We start from the raw sequence: 16,788 nt of genomic DNA on the forward strand, positions 1-16,788 counted from the left end.
ACCCCCCAGCGCAAAACGCGCCAAACTGTTCGCGATGTCCTCGCACACCTGTTCGCGATGTCCCCGGTCCAAACACCCCCTTGAGGGGGAGATGGCCGACAGGACAGAGGGGGGCGCGAAGGATCGCTACGTCGTCGGTGTGGCTCGCTCTTGATCAAACTCCAACGACCGGCGGCTCCAAATGGCTGTCAGGCTGGCGGGACAGCGCCCCCCTCTGCCCTGCCGGGCATCTCCCCCACGAGGGGGGAGATTACGCTCACCTACTCCGCCGTGCCTTCCTCATACTCCGCCGACATCGACAGCCATTTTTCCTCGTGGCCGGCCAGCTGTTGCGCAAGTTGTGAGCGCTCCTTGGCTAGCCTTGTCGCGGTCGAGGGGTCCTTTTCGTAGACGGCCGGGTTGGCGAGTTCATCCTCGATCAGGTCGATGCGCTTGCGCAGGCGGTCCATCAGCGCTTCGGTGGCGCGGATTTCCTTGGCCAGCGGCTCGAAGGCAGCACGGCGCGCGGCTGCATCGCGGCGGCGGTCGGCTTTCGAGGCCTTGTCCGTTTCGCGCTTGCCGCGGCGGTCGCCGGAGACACCGGTGACCAGCGTCTTGTAATCCTCGAGGTCGCCGTCATACGGATTGACCGCGCCGTCCTTGACCAGCCACAGCCGGTCGGCCGTCGCTTCGAGCAGATGGCGGTCGTGCGAGATCAGGATGACCGCACCGGGAAAATCGTTCAGCGCATGGATCAGCGATTCACGGCTGTCGATGTCGAGATGGTTGGTCGGCTCGTCGAGGATGAACAGGTTCGGCCCCTCGAAGGCCGACAGGCCCATCAAGAGCCGCGCCTTCTCGCCGCCGGACAGGTCCTTGGCGGCGGTGTTCATCTTTTCGGTGGTCAGGCCGAACTGGGCGACGCGGCCGCGCACCTTGGATTCCGGCGCTTCCGGCATCAGCCGACGGACGTGCTCGTAGGCGTTTTCGTCGGGCCTGAGGTCGTCGAGTTGGTGCTGCGCGAAGATTGCCACCTTCAGCCCGGGCGCCACCGTCATGCTGCCGGTCTCCGCCTTCAGCCGGCCGGCCAAAAGCTTGGCGAAGGTCGACTTGCCGTTGCCGTTGGCGCCGAGCAGCGCGATGCGATCGTCGGCATCGATGCGCAGCGTCATCTTCTTCAGGATCGGCTCGCCCTCGGTGTAGCCGACGTTGACGTTGTTGAGCGCAATGATCGGCGAGGCCACCGTCTTCACCGGCTCCGGAAAGGAGAACGGCCGCACCGTGTCGTTGACGATCGCGGCGATCGGCTTCATCTTCTCCAGCGCCTTGATGCGCGACTGCGCCTGCCTCGCCTTCGACGCCTTGGCGCGGAAGCGCTCGACGAAGGATTCCATATGCTTGCGCGCGGCTTCCTGCTTGACGCGGCCCTTCTCCTGCAATTCCCGCTGCTCGGTGTATTGGCGCTCGAACTGGTCGTAGCCGCCACGCCAGAAGGTCAGCTTCTTCTGGTCGAGATGGACGATCGAGTTGACGGCGCGGTTGAGCAGGTCGCGGTCGTGCGAAATCAGCAGCACGGTGTGCGGGTATTTCGACACGTAGTTTTCCAGCCACAGCGTGCCTTCGAGGTCGAGATAATTGGTCGGCTCGTCGAGCAGCAGCAGATCGGGCTCGGCAAACAGCACGGCGGCCAGAGCGACGCGCATGCGCCAGCCGCCGGAGAAGGACGAGGCCGGGCGCCGCTGCGCGGCATCGTCGAAGCCGAGGCCGGCGAGAATGGTGGCGGCGCGTGACTCGGCCGAGTGCGCGTCGATATCGGCCAGCCGCATGTGGATGTCGGCGATGCGGTGCGGGTCGGTCGCCGTCTTTTCCTCTTCGAGCAGTGCACTCCGTTCGAGGTCGGCCTTGAGCACGATCTCGATCAGCGGCTCCTCGGTGCCCGGCGCTTCCTGCGCGACCTGGCCGATGCGCGTGTTTTTGGGCAGGCTGATCGAGCCGGTCTCGGAGGCGAGATCGCCGGTGATCGCCTTGAACAAGGTCGTCTTGCCGGTGCCGTTGCGGCCGACGAGGCCAGCCTTGCTGCCGGCTGGCAAGGTCAGTGAGGCATGGTCGAGAAGCAGGCGTCCGGCCATGCGGAGCGAAAGGTCGTTGATGATCAGCATGGCCGGGCTTTTGCACGGGACAACCATGCTTCGCAAGGGCTTGAGCCCCGGTTCGCCGCATAAGGCGCGAAAACCGGCAGCAAGCAAGTCAGCCTGTCGCGCCGCAACTTCCCGCAAACGCAAAAAGAACCCGCGATCCTGAGGGGGGATAAGGATCGCGGGTTCTTTCGTGAACGGCGGCCTTGGGAGCGTCCGATCGACATCCAAACACGCAGCAGCCTGGTTTGTTCCATGGGAAGAACGAACTATGTGATGAACAAACGCTGCCGTGGCCGACACGTTTGTCCACAGGGGCGTGCCGTCTGTACGCTATCGACCATGACGCTGCGGAAAGACTCGGCTATCCTTGGATGTGCGGCGGGCCTGATCTCCGCCTGGCCGGCGCCATCAGCTTCCTCCCAAGCGGCGCCGGCCACCCTCCTTGACCGGCGCCGACGCCATTTGAGGCGGTCATTGTTTCGGCGGCGTGCCGGGCTGATCGCCGCCGGTCGTAGACTTCGGCACCGGATTCTTGTCGACCTGCGGGTTCTGCTCGACGGTGTCGCCGGGGGCTTTGGTCGGCTGGATGTTGTTGTCGCAACCCGCAACCGTCAGAGCCGCCATAAGCAGCAGGATTGAGCGCTTTTTCATCGCAGTCTCCTCTGCCCGACAACGAGGCGTCGGCGATTTGGTTGCGCGGCCGGTGTCGTTCCCGCATTCGCAAAGGGGCCTGGAACCAAATGCCGCGTCTCCGGTTGCTCCACAATCAATGGAGGAAGGCATGATCCGTCTGCTCATCGCCGGAGCAATCGTCTATGTCGCCTATCGGGTCGCCAAGAAAGTGATCGACGAGGTGCCCGACGATTTCGATCCGCTGCTGTTGCCGCCGCCACAGGACGATCGCGAGGCGCTGCGACGGCAATCGGCAAGGATGGGCGTCGAGCCCGAGCGTTAGTCGACGGGTCTGCCCGCAAGGCTTCTTCGCTCACAGGCCCATTCCGGCTCCGCAAACCGTTGCGAACAAAGCAGAAACGATGCTTGATGGGCGATGAACCTCGCCGCCCGTGATTCGTCCTTCCAGCCCGCCTACCTGGCGAAGCTCAACGCCGAGCAGCGGCTTGCCGTCGAACATGGCGACGGCAAGATCGCCGGGCCGTTGCTGGTGATTGCCGGCGCCGGCTCCGGCAAGACCAACACGCTGGCGCACCGGGTCGCGCATCTGATCGTCAGGGGTGCCGACCCCCGCCGCATCCTTTTGATGACATTTTCGCGCCGTGCCGCAGCGGAAATGGCCAAGCGGGTCGAGCGCATCGCCGGCGAGGTGCTGGGGCGCGATGCCTCCGTCATTACCGATTCGCTGAGCTGGGCCGGCACGTTCCACGGCATCGGCGCCAGGCTGCTGCGCGATTATGCGCTGGAGATCGGTCTCGATCCGGCCTTCACCATCCACGACCGCGAGGATTCCGCCGACCTGATGAACCTCGCCCGCCACGAGCTTGGGTTTTCAAAGACCGAAGCCCGCTTCCCGACCAAGGGCACCTGCCTTGCGATCTATTCGCGCGCCGTCAACGCACAGGCGCCGCTCGGCGAGGTGCTGGGCTCGGTGTTCCCGTGGTGCGCCGGCTGGGCCGAACAGCTGAAGCAGTTGTTCGCCACATATGTCGAGGCCAAGCAGGCGCAGAACGTGCTCGATTACGACGACCTGCTGCTCTACTGGGCGCAGATGGCCGGCGAGCCGGAAATCGCCGCGCATCTGGGTGCGCGTTTTGACCATGTGCTGGTCGATGAATACCAGGACACCAACCGGCTGCAGGCATCGATCCTGACGGCGCTCAAGCCCGACGGATCGGGGCTGACGGTGGTCGGCGACGACGCGCAGTCGATCTATTCGTTCCGCGCCGCGGAAGTGCGCAATATCCTGGATTTTCCCAAGCAGTTCGCGCAGCCGGCGGAAGTCGTCATGCTGGAGCGCAACTACCGCTCGACCGAGACGATCCTGGCGGCCGCCAATGCTGTAATCGGCGAAGCGTCGGAACGTTTCACCAAAAATCTCTGGACCGAGCGCAAATCGGCGGAAAAGCCGAAGCTGGTGAGCGTGCGCGACGAGACCGAGCAGGCGAGCTATGTCTGCCAGGCGATACTCACCGAACGCGAAGCCGGCACGGCGCTGAAGGCGCAGGCCGTGCTGTTTCGAGCCTCGCACCACAGCGGACCGCTGGAGATCGAGCTGACGCGCCGCAACATCCCCTTCGTCAAATTCGGCGGGCTGAAATTTCTCGATGCAGCCCACGTCAAGGATATGCTGGCTGTGCTGCGCTTTGCCGAAAACCCGCGCGACCGCGTCGCCGGCTTTCGCGTGCTGCAACTTCTGCCGGGCATCGGCCCTTCGGCCGCCAATGCGATCGTCGAGACCATGGCGACGTCGCTCGACGAGACGATGGGGCTGGCCCGCTATCGGCCGCCGCAGCGGGCCGCCGACGACTGGCCGGGCTTTGTCACGCTCTATTGCGGCTTGCGCGCCGGCGCGCAAAAATGGCCGGCCGACATCGAGCAGGTCAGGCTCTGGTACGAGCCGCATCTGGAACGCATCCACGAGGATGCGACGACGCGCCGGGCCGATCTCCTGCAGCTCGAGCAGATCGCTTCCGGCTATGCGTCGCGCGAGCGCTTCCTCACCGAGCTGACGCTCGATCCGCCGGACGCGACCAGCGACGAGGCCGGCCCGCCGCACCGCGACGAGGATTATCTGATCCTGTCGACGATCCATTCGGCCAAGGGCCAGGAGTGGAAGAACGTCTTCGTACTCAACACCGTCGACGGCTGCATCCCGATCGATCTCGGCGTCGGCAGCAAGGAGGACGTCGACGAGGAGCGGCGGCTGCTCTACGTGGCGATGACGCGGGCCAAGGATAGCCTGCACCTGGTCATGCCGCATCGCTTTTTCGTCCACGGCCAGGCGGCGCGCGGCGACCGCCATGTCTATGCCTCGCGCACGCGCTTCATCCCGCGCTCGATCCTCGGCGCCTTCGAGCAGGTGGCATGGGCCAGCGTCCAGGCCCCGGACGATCCGCGCCGCCAGCCGCAGGTGCGTGTCGACCTCGGCGCCCGCATGCGCGGCATGTGGAAATAGGCACCCCGCGTCGCCGCTGGCGCTGCTCGCCCGGCGACCGCTCCCGGAGCCGGCGAAAAAACAATCCCGGCAACATGGAACCTCGCCCCGTGATCCGCGTTTCTGCCCGACCCCCAGACCGGAGAACGGCGTCCGCCGTGACCTCCGCCCATTCGAGAGGCCAGAATGCACGACAGGACGTTTTCCACCCCGGTCGCCCTAACCGTTGGCGCCGGCTACAAGCGTACGATCGCTTCGTTCTCCGAGATGCACGAATTCCTGACCGAGTTCCCGCCTTCGCGCCGGCGGCTGAGCTATGGCGCCGCGGTAAAGGCCTGCGAGGCGGCACGTGCCGGCGAGATCTCGGCCGAAGCGGCACGCGACGCCCTGATCACCTTTGCCGTGACGGCAGGCATCCTCTGGCCGGCCGCCCAGCCGGCAGTCTCGGTCAAGCCGGTCGCCCGGGGCCTCGGCGGCTACGCCGCCTGACAGAAACGACCGTCAATGGACTGTCATTAGGCGACCGCCCGGCGGGCCGCCCGCTGCCGCGGTTTCGAAACTGACCTGGTCGCGGCCGTTCGATTTGGCCTTGTAAAGGTGCTTGTCCGCCACCACGAACATCTCGGCATAGGTGGTCGGCCCCCTGAAGGCGACGCCGCCGATGCTGACCGAGAGAGGACAGGGCCGGCCGCCAGGCGAGAACTCCGCCTCACGGACGCATCGGCGAATTGTCTCCGCCACCAGCCAGGACTGCGAAGGATCTGCGCCGGGAAGGAAAACCGCAAATTCCTCGCCGCCGATCCGGCCGACGATATCGGCGCCGCGTAGCTGGCCCTGGATTGTCCTGGCGATCAGCTTGAGCGCCTGGTCTCCGCAGTCGTGGCCGAGGCGGTCGTTGACGGATTTGAAATGGTCGGCATCGACGATCAGCAAGGCGCCGGCATCAACGACGGAATGGCTGCGGGCCTGTTCGAGATAGGCCTCGACGAGCATGGAAAACGCACCCCGGTTGAATACCGCCGTCAGGCTGTCGGTCGCCGCGACGACGGCCAGTGTCTTCTGCGCGATCGCCAGCTGGCGCATTTTCCACATCAGGAAAGAGAAGAACGAGCTGGCCAGGACAAGCGGCAGCAGCAGGTCAGTGAGCTGCGCCCGCCACAGCGCTTCCGGCGACAAATACGGGAAGTTGAAGGAATCGACGAAGAACGCGGCTGCAATGCAGACCGCCGTGCCCCCGACAGTAACCGCCACGACCCTGCCCCAGCTCGTCGGGGACAAATCGATCTGCATGCTTGTGCTCCTGCTTCAGCCGGCTACCTTGAAGCAACAGCGCAAACGAAGTCCTAAGACTTTGCTTTCAATTCGATCGCAGTCGAGCGAACCAGCCGTCGAGATGGCGGCCAGCTAAGGAGATCGGTCCTAAATCAGCTGCCTTCTGATGCTCATCCGGGTGACCGCGGTCACAAGAATGGCGCCGATCATGAAATAGATGGTCGCGACGATATCGCCCTGGTGGAAATAATAACCGGAGTTGAGGAGCGCCAGGACCACGGCGAAGAACGCCACGAGGCGCAAGGGTTCATTGGACATGCGTGCCAATTCTCGCTGTTGCTGCTGAATGCTGCTGAACCGGCCGCCCTCACGACCGTGCGCTCCATAAAATGTTTTGGCGCGTTTTGCAATCTGTCCTCTACCACCGTCCGCTTCACCAGCCATCCCAAGTTCAAGCGAAAGCCCTGCCCTCCTCGCTGCGCTGGAACATCGTCAGGTCCAGTCCGAGGCTTGGCTTGCCCAGAATGGTCAGGATCGCGTGCGCCTGGCCGCGGTGGTGGGTCTGGTGGTTGAAGAAGTGGTCGAGCGCCGGCGCCAGCCGCTGCGAGACGGTGCGCATATCGGAGACGGTCATGTAGGAGAAGCGGCCCGACAGCGCCTTATCGCTCAGGCCGTCGACCCAGTCGATGATCCGTTTGTCCTCGGCCTCGCGCGCCAGCCGCAAGCCGGGCAAGGCGCGGTGCAGGATCGCGTCGAGCTTTGCCGGCGCGTCGCCCTCGCCGGTGAAGCGTTTCATCCAGATACGGTCGGCTGCCAGGAGGTGGTTGAGCGTTCCCATCATCGAACCGAAGAAGACGCCGATATTGCGGTCGAACTCTTCCTCGTCGAGATCGGCGGCGGCATCGTAGATGCGGCCATTAGCCCATTGATTGTAGGCCGCAAACATCCTGAAATGCTGTTTCATTCTTCTCTCGACCTGCGAGACCCTGTTTCGCGCGGGTCTGTTTCGGGCATAGTTAGACTGCAAGGACGCTGCCGCCAATGACCATTCTGCTCTATGACCTTGTCGGACGCGATGCCGCCCGCCCGTTCAGCCCACATTGCTGGAAGGCGGCGATGGCGCTGGCCCACAAAGGGCTCGACATCACCAGCGTGCCGACCCGTTTCCTCGAAGTGCCGAAGGTGGAAGGCGGCGTCTCGAAGCTCGTTCCGGTGATCCGCGACGGCGAGACGGTGGTCGCCGATTCCTTCGCTATCGCGCTCTATCTCGAGGAGGCCTATCCCGAGCGGCCGACATTGTTTTCCGGCGACGGCGGCAAGGCGACGGCGCGCTTCATCGAACGCTGGTCGCAGCTGACCGTCCATCCTTACGTCACCACCGCTGCGATATTGGACCTGCACGCCATGCAGGACGAGGCGAACGCCGCCTATTTCCGGCACAACCGCGAGCAGCGCTTCGGCAGGCGCCTGGAGGCGGTATACGCCACCCGCGACGCCGGGCTTGCCGGCTTCCGCGCCTCGCTGGAGCCGCTCCGCTCGATGCTTGGCTATCAATCCTTCATCGGCGGCCTGTCGCCGCTGTTTGCCGACTACATCGTTTTCGGCGCGCTGCAATGGGCGCGCATCGCCACGCCCTACCGGCTGCTCGACGACAGCGACGTCGTGGCGCAATGGTTCGAACGATGCCTCGATCTGCACGGCGGCCTCGGCCGTACGGTCGCGGCCGCAGCGATCGCCCCGCTCGAGAGTTGAAATCGGCAGTTTCATCGGCAACGCCACATTTTGTTCTTGCTTTGTGCCGGCAGCTATGCTACTAATCTGGGTATGGTGCTAATTGGCTCCAACGACCCGCCCGGCTTGCCGAGGCGGGTTTTGTTTGCCGATCAAGGTCCAACGGCGTAGATCGCGGCGATGTCGTCCGGCCTCGGCTAAAGCGCCTCGCGTTCGACCGGCCTCATGTGGCGCGCTTTAGGTTCGTTTTTTGATGCATGTCGTTACCGCGAAACCGCTGCACACCCTCGGGTCAAGCCCGAGGGCATGCTTTGGCGCGACATGCATTAGAATTCGCGCCCGGCGAAACGCGACAATGCGGGTAGACGAAGTGTCGCTTGAGGCGCCTCATCACTGCCCGGATCGAAGCAAACAAGACGAAGTCCGGCGAACCGGGCAACCACAACAAAGGCAGCGCGCCATGACCACAAACCCAGAGTTCCCGGCCGACTTTCGCGCCGGGCTCGCTAATCTTTTCCTGTGGCGGCGCGATGTCAGGCGGTTCGAGCCGACGCCGCTCCCCGAAGGGGCGCTGGAGCGCCTGCTCGAGCTTGCCGGCGCCGCGCCGTCCGTCGGGCTGAGCCAGCCCTGGCGCTTCGTCATCGTCAAGAGCGAAGCACGCCGCGCCGCCGTCAGGGCATGCTTCGAGCGCTGCAACGCGGAGGCACTCGCAAATTTTTGCGGCGAACGCGCCGCGCTCTATGGACGCCTGAAGCTTGCCGGGCTGAACGAGGCGCCCTGCCAGCTTGCGGTTTTCGCCGACCGCGCAACCGAGCAAGGGCATGGGCTCGGACGCCTGACCATGCCAGCCACCATAGACTACTCCGCTGTCATGGCGGTGCACACGATGTGGCTGGCGGCACGCGCCGAAGGAATAGGCATGGGCTGGGTCTCGATCCTCGATCCGGCCGAGATGGCGACGATCCTGGACGTGCCGCCGGAGTGGACGCTGATCGGTTACTTCTGCATCGGCTACGCCAGCGAGAACCACAGCGTGCCGGAACTGGAACGGGAAGGCTGGGAAACGCGGCGGCCGTCTATCGTAACAAGGCGATAGTGCAATGGCGGCGCTGCCATCCTCTTTGCAGGGAAGAATGGCTTTCCCCCGCAGGGCTGTGGAAATCATCGATGGTTCGCCGATCGTCAGCATCGCCAACAAGGCAGCATGGCAAAGCCAGTCATGACGGCCTTGACCTGAGGAAGGGCATAGAAATGTTCCGCTATGACATGCAGGCCGAGATCTGGGTCTATCCGGGCAAGGGCGGCTGGCATTTCGTGACGCTGCCGCCGGAGCTTGGGACCCGGATCAAGACGGCGATGATGGGGATGGCACGACCCTGGGGTTCGCTTGGCGTGGAAGCCGTCATCGGCCAGACCAGATGGCGGACATCGCTGTTTCCCGACAAGAAATCCGGCAGGCTGCTCTTGCCGATCAAGACCGCGGTGCGGGTCCGCGAAGGCCTCGGGGCTGGCGACACGGCCAACCTGACGATCGAGATGCAGTTATGACGACGTAGTCTCAGGCTGACGACGACGCGCTATAGGGCGGCCAGTTGATCGACCCACCGGTTTTCGGGAAATCCGATGCTCAGCAAAAAGGTGGAGCGGCGGCATGGTTCGACTTGAAAGTCCGCCGCCCCGGCGCAGAAATGCGCGCCGGGCCGGCGTCCCCTTGGCAAGGCGGCGGGCGGCTTGTATAGAGCCCGCCACCTTCAATTCCACTCTCCATCACAAGGACGATCCCATGGCGCTCGAACGAACCTTTTCCATGATCAAGCCGGACGCGACCCGTCGCAATCTCACCGGCGCCATCACCAAGATACTGGAAGATGCCGGCCTGCGCGTCGTCGCTTCGCGCCGGGTGTGGATGAGCCGCCGCGAGGCGGAAGGTTTCTATGCCGTCCACAAGGAGCGTCCGTTCTTCGGCGAGCTGGTCGAGTCAATGTCGTCGGGCCCGACAGTCGTGCAGGTACTGGAAGGCGAGAACGCCATTGCCAAGAACCGCGAAGTGATGGGCGCCACCAATCCGGCAAGCGCCGCCGAAGGGACCATCCGCAAGCTGCACGCGCTGTCGATCGGCGAGAATTCCGTACATGGTTCCGATGCGCCGGAAACCGCCGCGCAGGAGATCAAATACTGGTTCTCGGACACCGAGATCGTCGGCTGAGCCGGCATCCCGAACCCCATCAAGAGGCCGGCGCGACGCCGGCCTTTTTCGTTAGCGGACATTTTCAGGTCTAGGCTCCTCGACGGGTCACGCGTGCGTTAAGCTCGGAGGGGCGGATCAAAGGCGGTCCCGACAATGGAGCCGACCAGGCCATGACCAGCACCATTCCCGGCTTCTTCCAGGGCACCGAAATGCCAACCAGCGGCTGGTGGGAAGCGCTGTGGCCCGAGCCTGCCGGGGTGTTGACGGCAGTGGGAATAAAGCCCGGCATGGACGTGGTCGATCTCTGCTGCGGCGACGGCTGGTTCACGCTGCCAATCGCCAGGGTCGCCCGTCATGTAATCGCCATCGACATCGATGCAGATATGCTCGAAGTCGCCAGGCAGCGGCTGACCGAAGGCGGCGCGAACAATTGCGAGTTTGTGGCGGGCGACGCCTATGAGCTTGCCGGGCTGGTGCCTCAAACCGTCGACTTCGTTTTCATGGCCAACGCTTTCCATGGCGTTCCGGACCGGCCGCGCCTTGCCCGCGCGGTGCGGACGACGCTTGGCCCTGACGGTCGTTTTGCCATCGTCAACTGGCACCAGTATCCGCGCGAGCAAACGACGGTCCTGGGCGAGCCGCGCGGGCCAAAGACCGAGCTGAGGCTGTCACCCGAGCAGACCACCGCGGCGGTGGAAGCGAGCGGATTCAAGCTCGCCGAGCTGGTTGATGTGCCGCCCTATCACTATGGCGCGGTATTCAAACTCGCCACGAATTGAGAATGCCTCGTGATGCGGCCTCGCCGGTAGGATGTATGTCGCCCGCCGCCCCCTAGCGGCGGGTTCTGCAGTCTATTTCGCCTGGCGTTCCTTCACGTTCGCATGTTCATTCGCCGCCGGCGTGTCGGTGGACGGGGTCTTGGTCTCTTCACCTGAAAACGGGCTGCCCTGCCCCGGCGCGAGATCGCCGCTATGGCCGGCCTTATTGGTCCGGAACGGTTGGCTGTCCGCTTTGAGACCGTGGTCAAGAGCGTTGACCAGATGGTCGTCCGCCTTGGCAAGGCCGGTAAAGGCAAGCAGCGACGCACCGGTGGCGGCAAGGATAAGCGTGTGCGTTTTCATGTCTGGACTCCTTTGAGTGGCCAGAACGAGCCGCAGCCATTCTGGCGGCTTCAACGAAGGGACAAACGTCCCTTTTGCCTTACCCGCCATCTTATGAAGAACTAACGGACCCCCTGCCCGGCCTATTCCCGCTGAAACACAACGTGATCGGCATGCGGCTGCCGCGCGGGCGGCCAGTCGGCACGGACCAAGCGCTAGCTCGCGGCGTTGAAGCGCAGGATGTCGCGGCCGTCTCTGTCGGCAATGACAAGCTTGCCGGCGTCGACGTGGTAGGACGCTGCCTTGGCCAGCGCGTCGAACAGCGCCTTTTCCTCGGCCATGACCTGAGGCGCGCAGGCCTTGAAGGTCGAGCCGATGTCGCTGACGGCGATCGTCGAGCCGTCCACCTTGGCGGTGGCGAAATAGACGTTGCAAGGGCCGCTGCCGCCGGCCTTGCCGGCTTCGCTGATCCGGAAGGTCGCCCGCGGCTCGGTAATCACGCCGATGCCGTCGATGTATTCGACAAGCCAGCTTTGGCCGAACACGGAGGCTGCCGCCGGCTCGTCGCCCGGCGCCGCCATTTTCAGCATGACGGTCTGTGGCGCATCGCTGAGCGGGTCGACCTGATAGCGCGTGTCGGTGACGAACAGCAGCCGGTCATCGACAGTGATGCGCGCCTGCAGCGCGTAGGTCATATCAGGCCGGATCACCCGCGGATCGAAGCTGATCTCGAACTTGATCGGCACCTGGCCGGCCGGCACGACCTTGCGCTCGCCGATGATCGCGGCCGGCGCGTCGGCCAACGACACGTCGGCAAGCTGCACCGAAAGCACGGCATTGGGCGGCAGCGCGATGCGCTCGCGATACATCACCTCGCCCTTGATGGTCTTTTCGGCAGCCACGGAACGATCCGGAACGGCAAGTATGCCGACGGCCAGCGGCACCAGTCCGAAGATGAAGAACTCGGCGATCCTGTCCAGCATGATCCTGCTCCCCTTCCGGCCAAAGGTCTCGCAGGATTGCGGTCAATGAATGGCTGGCGGGGTATGGGCATGGCTGTCCCAGGGATTTATTTGGACGGCGGGCGCTTCCAGCTGCCCGCCGCCTTGTCGTCGGCCTTCTTGGCCGCTCCGCAAACCCTGTTCAGGCCACCCTCGGCCAAGCCTCAGGCGATCACGAATTCGTGTTCCAAACAGACGTAACACGGCGGGCGTCCGGACCGAACTGACAAATGCGCGCTGAGGAGAGTGCGCTTAAAACCCAACCGGAGGTGAAATCATGTCAATGAGATCAACCGTGAGCGCGGCCTTACTGGCCAGCGCCGTTGCCACGGCTCTTGCTTCTTTTGCGACGGCCGCGCCGCTGACCGAGGCACAGGTCAAGGCAGCGATGGACGCCGGCAAGGAGAAGTGCTTTGGCGTCGCCTTAAAGGGACAGAACGACTGCAAGGCAGGCCCGGGAACCACCTGCCAAGGTACCTCGACCGTCGACTACCAAGGCAACGCCTGGAAGTTCGTCGACGGCGGCACCTGCACGACGATGGACCTACCCGGCGGCCGCAAGGGCTCACCCACCGAGCTGACCCGCGACGTCCCATCGTAAGCGACGCACCCTGCCCGGAAAGCGGCGATGACGATGAACGGACCGAGCCGTCCAGCATCCCGCATGTCGGAGGCCTCGCGCTTTCCGGCGCACCCGATCGCCGGGCTTGCCGGCACCAGTTTCAAGCATGAGCATCTATCCGCAATCCTCGGCGACGGCCCCCAAAGCGGCTTCTTCGAGGTTCATGCGGAAAACTACATGGGCGCCGGCGGCCCGCCGCACGACGCGCTCGCCCGCATCCGCCGCAATTATCCCGTCTCGCTGCATGGCGTCTGCACGTCGATCGGCGGCCCGCAGCCGCTCGACAAGGCGCATCTCGGTCGTTTCAAGGCGCTGGTCGATCGCTACGAGCCGGCGCTCGTTTCAGAGCATCTCGCCTGGTCGACCCACGACACCACCTATTACAACGACCTGCTACCCCTGCCCTACACGCCGGCAACGGTTTCGCGCGTGGCGGATCACATCGACGAGGTGCAGAGCACGGTCGGCCGTCCGATCCTGCTCGAGAATCCTTCGACCTATGTGCTTTTTCCGGAATCGACGATGAGCGAGACGGATTTCATCCGTGAGCTGGTTCGGCGTAGCGGCTGCGGCCTGCTGCTCGACGTCAACAACGTCTTCGTCTCGGCCACCAATCACGGCTATTCGGCACGTTCTTATCTAGCGGATTTCCCGCTCGAACATGTCGGCGAAATCCATCTGGCCGGGCACGCCAAGCAGGAGGACGACGAGGGCGACCTGCTGCTCATCGACAGCCATGACGGCCCGGTTGCCGACGCGGTCTGGAGGCTCTTCGATAGCGTCATCGGCCGATGCGGGCCACTGCCGACGCTGATCGAATGGGACAGCGACATTCCGGAGTGGCCGGTGCTCAAGGCGGAGGCAGCCGCCGCCCAAGCCATCCTCGACCGTCATGCCGATTTCGGAAAAGCCCATGCCGCAGGATGAGCTCCAGTCGGGCGATCTCGGCCGCCGGCTTGACTATGCCGCGGCATTCACCGCCGGTTTGCTCGATCCTGCCCGTGCCCCGCCTGACTCTATCTCGGGGCCGAACGGGAAGGCTGCGGTCAAGCGATATGCCGTCTACCGCAACAACGTCACGGTCAGCCTGATCGATGCGCTGGCTGCCAGCTTTCCAGCGACGCTGCGCATCACCGGCCCGGATTTCTTTCGCGCGATGGCGCGATTTCACATCCGCGAAACGCCACCTACCTCGCCGCTTCTATTCGAATATGGCCGCGACTTTCCCGATTTCATCGAGCGCTACGAATACGCGCAGTCGATGCCGTGGCTGGCCGACGTGGCGCGCATCGAGCGGGCTTGGCTCGACGCCTATCATGCCGCCGACGCGGAGGCGCTGTCGGCTGAGGGACTGGCGTCGATCGCTCGCGAGAGGCTTGCCGATACCGTGCTGCGGCCGCATCCGGCGACGCGGGTCGCGCGCTCCCGGTTCCCGGCAGTCACGGTCTTCGCGGCAAACCGGAACGAGGCTCCTGTTGGGCCGATCCGGGCAACGGGCGCCGAAGATGCGCTGGTCACGCGGCCCGGCCTCGAGGTCTTCGTCCGCCACCTGCCGCCCGGCGGCGCAGTGTTTGTCTCGCATCTGATCGCGGGCGAGGCGCTCGGCGCGGCGGCCGCGGCGGCATTTGCGGAGAGTGCCGAATTCGAGCTTTCCGCCAACATTGCCGGCGTGCTGGAAGCGGGAGCCTTCACGACGGCACATCACGAAAGGTGAGCACGATGAGCGATGGACAGAACGCGAGCACCGAACCGCGAGGGGTCGCCGCTCTCGTCGAAAGGCTGAATGCCGCCCTGCGCACGATCGCGACGCCATCGCTGACGCAGCTTGTTCTGCGCTGCGGCCTCGCCGTCCCGTTCTGGCGGTCCGGCGTCAACAAATGGGACGGTTTTCTACAGTTGAACGATGTCGCCGTGCTGCTTTTCAGCTCGGAACTCAAATTGCATCTGCCGGGCGGCCCTTACGATTTTCCGGCACCTGGGCTGGTGGCGTTCGCCTCAGGGTCAGCAGAGATCGTGCTGCCAGTTCTCCTTGTTTTCGGCCTGGCGACGCGACCGGCGGCATTCGGGTTGCTGGTGATGACGCTGGTCATCGAGCTCACCGTGCCGGACGGCTGGCCGCTGCACATTACCTGGGCGGCGATGGCGCTTGGCATCATGGCCTGGGGACCCGGCCGGATTTCGCTCGATCATTTGATCGGCACTGACAAAGGTTGAGGGCTCGCGGAACGCCTGGTCAGTCTCGTTTCCAGCGGCTCGCCGCCTTGTCGTCGGCCTCCTTGGCGTCGACCCAGCCGCCCTCGGAACCGTCGCTATGGTGTTCCTTTTTCCAGAACGGCGCCCGTGATTTCAAATAGTCCATCAGGAAATTCGCGGCCTCGAACGCCGCCTGCCGGTGGGTGGAAGCGGCCACCACCAGGACGATGTTTTCGCCCGGCGCGATCTTGCCGTGGCGATGGATGACGGTGAGCCCCTGCAGCGGCCAGCGCTCGATTGCCTCGCCGGCGATGCGGGATATCTCGGCTTCGGCCATGCCGGGATAATGTTCGAGCTCGAGCGCCGAGAGCCTGCCTTGCTCGTCGCGGCAAAGGCCGGAGAAGGTCACCACAGCGCCGATGTCGTTGCGACCCCTGGTCAGCCTGGCGATCTCGGCGGCGACGTCGAAATCCTCCGCCTGGATGCGCACGACAGGCACCACCACGGACATGGTTCAGCCACCGGTCATCGGCGGGAACAGCGCGATCTCTCGCGCGCCGGCGATCTTCTCGCGGTGCTCGACATGTTCCTGGTTGATGGCGACGCGGATCACGTCAGGATATTGCAGCGCGTTCTCGTATTCCTCGCCGCGCGACTTCAGCCAGCGCAACAGGTCGGCGACCGTTTCGATGCCGGCCGGCAGTTCGACCTCTTCCTCCGGTCTGCCGATCCGCTCGCGCACCCAGGCGAAATAGATGAGCTTCGTCGACATTTTATTCATCCATGATGTGCTTGAGGCCGGCGCGGAAATAGTCGTAGCCGGTGTAGAGCGTCACCAGGGCGGCGATCCACAGCAGCACCAGCCCGGTCTGGGTGGTCAGCGGGAAGATCTTGTCGCCGGCAGGTCCCGCCAGCAGGAAGGCGATGGCGATCATCTGGATGGTGGTCTTCCATTTGGCGAGCTGCGTCACCGGCACCGAGACCTTCAAAGCCGCCAGATATTCGCGCAGGCCCGAAACCAGGATCTCGCGGCACAGGATGATGATCGCCGCCCATAGCGACCAGCCGGCGATGCCGGCATGACGATCGGTATCGGCGGCGAGCAGCAGCAGGCAAGTGGCGACCAGCAGCTTGTCGGCGATCGGGTCGAGCATCTTGCCGATGTTGGAGGTCTGCTGCCAGGCGCGCGCCAGATAGCCGTCGAAGTAATCGGTGATCGAGGCGAGCAGGAAAATGATGAGCGCCGACCAGCGGGCGAAGTCGCTCGATTTCAGATGCCCCTCCAGGAAAAAGCACAGCACAACCAGCGGCACCGCCAGGATGCGGGCGTAAGTGAGCATGTTGGGCAGGTTGAACGCGCGCTGGGACATGTTTTGGGAACTCTTTCTGCCTGCTTAGTCAAATCAGAAGCGAATGTGGGGGGTCAACAGGCCAGAATCGATTAGCCAGCCGAAA

Annotated in this window: 23 protein-coding genes; 13 read left to right on the top strand and 10 right to left on the bottom strand. The window is 64.2% G+C overall.

The window, feature by feature from the left end; translation table 11 throughout:
• Nucleotides 1-260: 260 nt before the first annotated feature.
• Both NKI19_RS29050 and NKI19_RS29055 read right to left on the bottom strand, forming a co-directional pair.
• On the bottom strand, nucleotides 261-2,138 hold the full coding sequence (locus tag NKI19_RS29050) for an ABC-F family ATP-binding cassette domain-containing protein (protein WP_352493217.1): 1,878 nt from the start codon (nucleotides 2,136-2,138) through the stop codon (nucleotides 261-263).
• A gap of 450 nt (nucleotides 2,139-2,588) precedes the next feature.
• Entirely contained in the window at nucleotides 2,589-2,768 is a 180-nt protein-coding gene (locus NKI19_RS29055; protein WP_254820275.1) for a hypothetical protein, read from the bottom strand.
• 130 nt (nucleotides 2,769-2,898) lie between these two features.
• On the opposite strand from NKI19_RS29055, the gene NKI19_RS29060 reads away from it, so the two are divergent.
• The 3 genes from NKI19_RS29060 to NKI19_RS29070 all read left to right on the top strand — a co-directional run bounded on the left by NKI19_RS29060 (nucleotide 2,899) and on the right by NKI19_RS29070 (nucleotide 5,715).
• Complete coding sequence (locus NKI19_RS29060) at nucleotides 2,899-3,072, top strand: hypothetical protein (protein ID WP_023677660.1); 174 nt, start codon at nucleotides 2,899-2,901, stop codon at nucleotides 3,070-3,072.
• 93 nt (nucleotides 3,073-3,165) lie between these two features.
• Entirely contained in the window at nucleotides 3,166-5,247 is a 2,082-nt protein-coding gene (locus NKI19_RS29065) for an ATP-dependent helicase (protein ID WP_352493218.1), read from the top strand.
• A 165-nt stretch (nucleotides 5,248-5,412) separates the two neighbouring features.
• A complete protein-coding gene (locus NKI19_RS29070) occupies nucleotides 5,413-5,715 on the top strand; it encodes a DUF982 domain-containing protein (protein WP_352452964.1) in 303 nt (100 codons plus the stop codon).
• Nucleotides 5,716-5,727: 12 nt separating this feature from the next.
• On the opposite strand, the gene NKI19_RS29075 is transcribed toward NKI19_RS29070, so the two are convergent.
• From NKI19_RS29075 to NKI19_RS29085, 3 genes are all read right to left on the bottom strand, one after another.
• A complete protein-coding gene (locus NKI19_RS29075; RefSeq protein ID WP_352493219.1) occupies nucleotides 5,728-6,516 on the bottom strand; it encodes a GGDEF domain-containing protein in 789 nt (262 codons plus the stop codon).
• 129 nt (nucleotides 6,517-6,645) lie between these two features.
• Entirely contained in the window at nucleotides 6,646-6,942 is a 297-nt protein-coding gene (locus tag NKI19_RS29080; protein ID WP_352493220.1) for a hypothetical protein, read from the bottom strand.
• Nucleotides 6,943-6,949: 7 nt separating this feature from the next.
• A complete protein-coding gene (locus NKI19_RS29085) occupies nucleotides 6,950-7,462 on the bottom strand; it encodes a DinB family protein (protein WP_352493221.1) in 513 nt (170 codons plus the stop codon).
• 77 nt (nucleotides 7,463-7,539) lie between these two features.
• Here NKI19_RS29085 and NKI19_RS29090 point away from each other — a divergent pair, with 77 nt between their 5' ends.
• The 6 genes from NKI19_RS29090 to NKI19_RS29115 all read left to right on the top strand — a co-directional run bounded on the left by NKI19_RS29090 (nucleotide 7,540) and on the right by NKI19_RS29115 (nucleotide 11,196).
• Nucleotides 7,540-8,250, top strand: coding sequence for a glutathione S-transferase family protein (locus tag NKI19_RS29090; protein ID WP_352493222.1), 711 nt, complete (start codon nucleotides 7,540-7,542; stop codon nucleotides 8,248-8,250).
• 439 nt (nucleotides 8,251-8,689) lie between these two features.
• Entirely contained in the window at nucleotides 8,690-9,325 is a 636-nt protein-coding gene (gene bluB, locus NKI19_RS29095) for a 5,6-dimethylbenzimidazole synthase (protein ID WP_352493223.1), read from the top strand.
• 4 nt (nucleotides 9,326-9,329) lie between these two features.
• The gene (locus NKI19_RS29100) at nucleotides 9,330-9,452 is read left to right on the top strand and encodes a hypothetical protein (protein ID WP_352493224.1); all 123 of its coding nucleotides are present in this window, start codon (nucleotides 9,330-9,332) and stop codon (nucleotides 9,450-9,452) included.
• A gap of 28 nt (nucleotides 9,453-9,480) precedes the next feature.
• Nucleotides 9,481-9,777, top strand: coding sequence for a DUF1905 domain-containing protein (locus tag NKI19_RS29105; RefSeq protein ID WP_352493225.1), 297 nt, complete (start codon nucleotides 9,481-9,483; stop codon nucleotides 9,775-9,777).
• 235 nt (nucleotides 9,778-10,012) lie between these two features.
• Nucleotides 10,013-10,435 (top strand): nucleoside-diphosphate kinase, encoded by a 423-nt coding sequence (gene ndk / locus NKI19_RS29110; RefSeq protein WP_023677669.1) that lies wholly within the window; start codon nucleotides 10,013-10,015, stop codon nucleotides 10,433-10,435.
• A 152-nt stretch (nucleotides 10,436-10,587) separates the two neighbouring features.
• The gene (locus NKI19_RS29115; protein ID WP_352493226.1) at nucleotides 10,588-11,196 is read left to right on the top strand and encodes a class I SAM-dependent methyltransferase; all 609 of its coding nucleotides are present in this window, start codon (nucleotides 10,588-10,590) and stop codon (nucleotides 11,194-11,196) included.
• Nucleotides 11,197-11,268: 72 nt separating this feature from the next.
• Here the strand turns inward: NKI19_RS29115 and NKI19_RS29120 are convergent, their stop codons facing one another.
• Nucleotides 11,269-11,538, bottom strand: a complete 270-nt coding sequence (locus NKI19_RS29120) for a hypothetical protein (RefSeq protein ID WP_352493227.1) — start codon at nucleotides 11,536-11,538, stop codon at nucleotides 11,269-11,271.
• A 194-nt stretch (nucleotides 11,539-11,732) separates the two neighbouring features.
• On the bottom strand, nucleotides 11,733-12,500 hold the full coding sequence (locus tag NKI19_RS29125; RefSeq protein ID WP_352493228.1) for a YbaY family lipoprotein: 768 nt from the start codon (nucleotides 12,498-12,500) through the stop codon (nucleotides 11,733-11,735).
• 295 nt (nucleotides 12,501-12,795) lie between these two features.
• Here NKI19_RS29125 and NKI19_RS29130 point away from each other — a divergent pair, with 295 nt between their 5' ends.
• From NKI19_RS29130 to NKI19_RS29145, 4 genes are read left to right on the top strand one after another with little or no spacing between them, the layout of a single operon-like run.
• A complete protein-coding gene (locus tag NKI19_RS29130; RefSeq protein WP_352493229.1) occupies nucleotides 12,796-13,119 on the top strand; it encodes a BufA1 family periplasmic bufferin-type metallophore in 324 nt (107 codons plus the stop codon).
• Nucleotides 13,120-13,146: 27 nt separating this feature from the next.
• Nucleotides 13,147-14,067, top strand: coding sequence for an MNIO family bufferin maturase (gene bufB / locus NKI19_RS29135; protein ID WP_352493230.1), 921 nt, complete (start codon nucleotides 13,147-13,149; stop codon nucleotides 14,065-14,067).
• Complete coding sequence (locus NKI19_RS29140) at nucleotides 14,054-14,854, top strand: HvfC/BufC family peptide modification chaperone (protein ID WP_352493231.1); 801 nt, start codon at nucleotides 14,054-14,056, stop codon at nucleotides 14,852-14,854. The genes bufB and NKI19_RS29140 overlap by 14 nt, the downstream gene beginning before the upstream one ends.
• Before the next feature lie 5 nt (nucleotides 14,855-14,859).
• Complete coding sequence (locus NKI19_RS29145; RefSeq protein WP_352493232.1) at nucleotides 14,860-15,354, top strand: DoxX family protein; 495 nt, start codon at nucleotides 14,860-14,862, stop codon at nucleotides 15,352-15,354.
• A gap of 19 nt (nucleotides 15,355-15,373) precedes the next feature.
• Here the strand turns inward: NKI19_RS29145 and NKI19_RS29150 are convergent, their stop codons facing one another.
• The 3 genes from NKI19_RS29150 to pgsA are packed head-to-tail and all read right to left on the bottom strand — an operon-like array spanning nucleotide 15,374 to nucleotide 16,703.
• On the bottom strand, nucleotides 15,374-15,844 hold the full coding sequence (locus NKI19_RS29150) for a molybdenum cofactor biosynthesis protein MoaE (protein WP_352493233.1): 471 nt from the start codon (nucleotides 15,842-15,844) through the stop codon (nucleotides 15,374-15,376).
• Between the two features lie 3 nt (nucleotides 15,845-15,847).
• Entirely contained in the window at nucleotides 15,848-16,105 is a 258-nt protein-coding gene (gene moaD, locus NKI19_RS29155) for a molybdopterin converting factor subunit 1 (RefSeq protein ID WP_023677674.1), read from the bottom strand.
• 1 nt (nucleotide 16,106) lies between these two features.
• Entirely contained in the window at nucleotides 16,107-16,703 is a 597-nt protein-coding gene (gene pgsA / locus NKI19_RS29160) for a CDP-diacylglycerol--glycerol-3-phosphate 3-phosphatidyltransferase (RefSeq protein WP_023719790.1), read from the bottom strand.
• Between the last annotated feature and the right edge of the window lie 85 nt (nucleotides 16,704-16,788).

The sequence above is a fragment of the Mesorhizobium sp. M0751 genome (genome assembly GCF_040320265.1).
GTDB lineage: Bacteria > Pseudomonadota > Alphaproteobacteria > Rhizobiales > Rhizobiaceae > Mesorhizobium.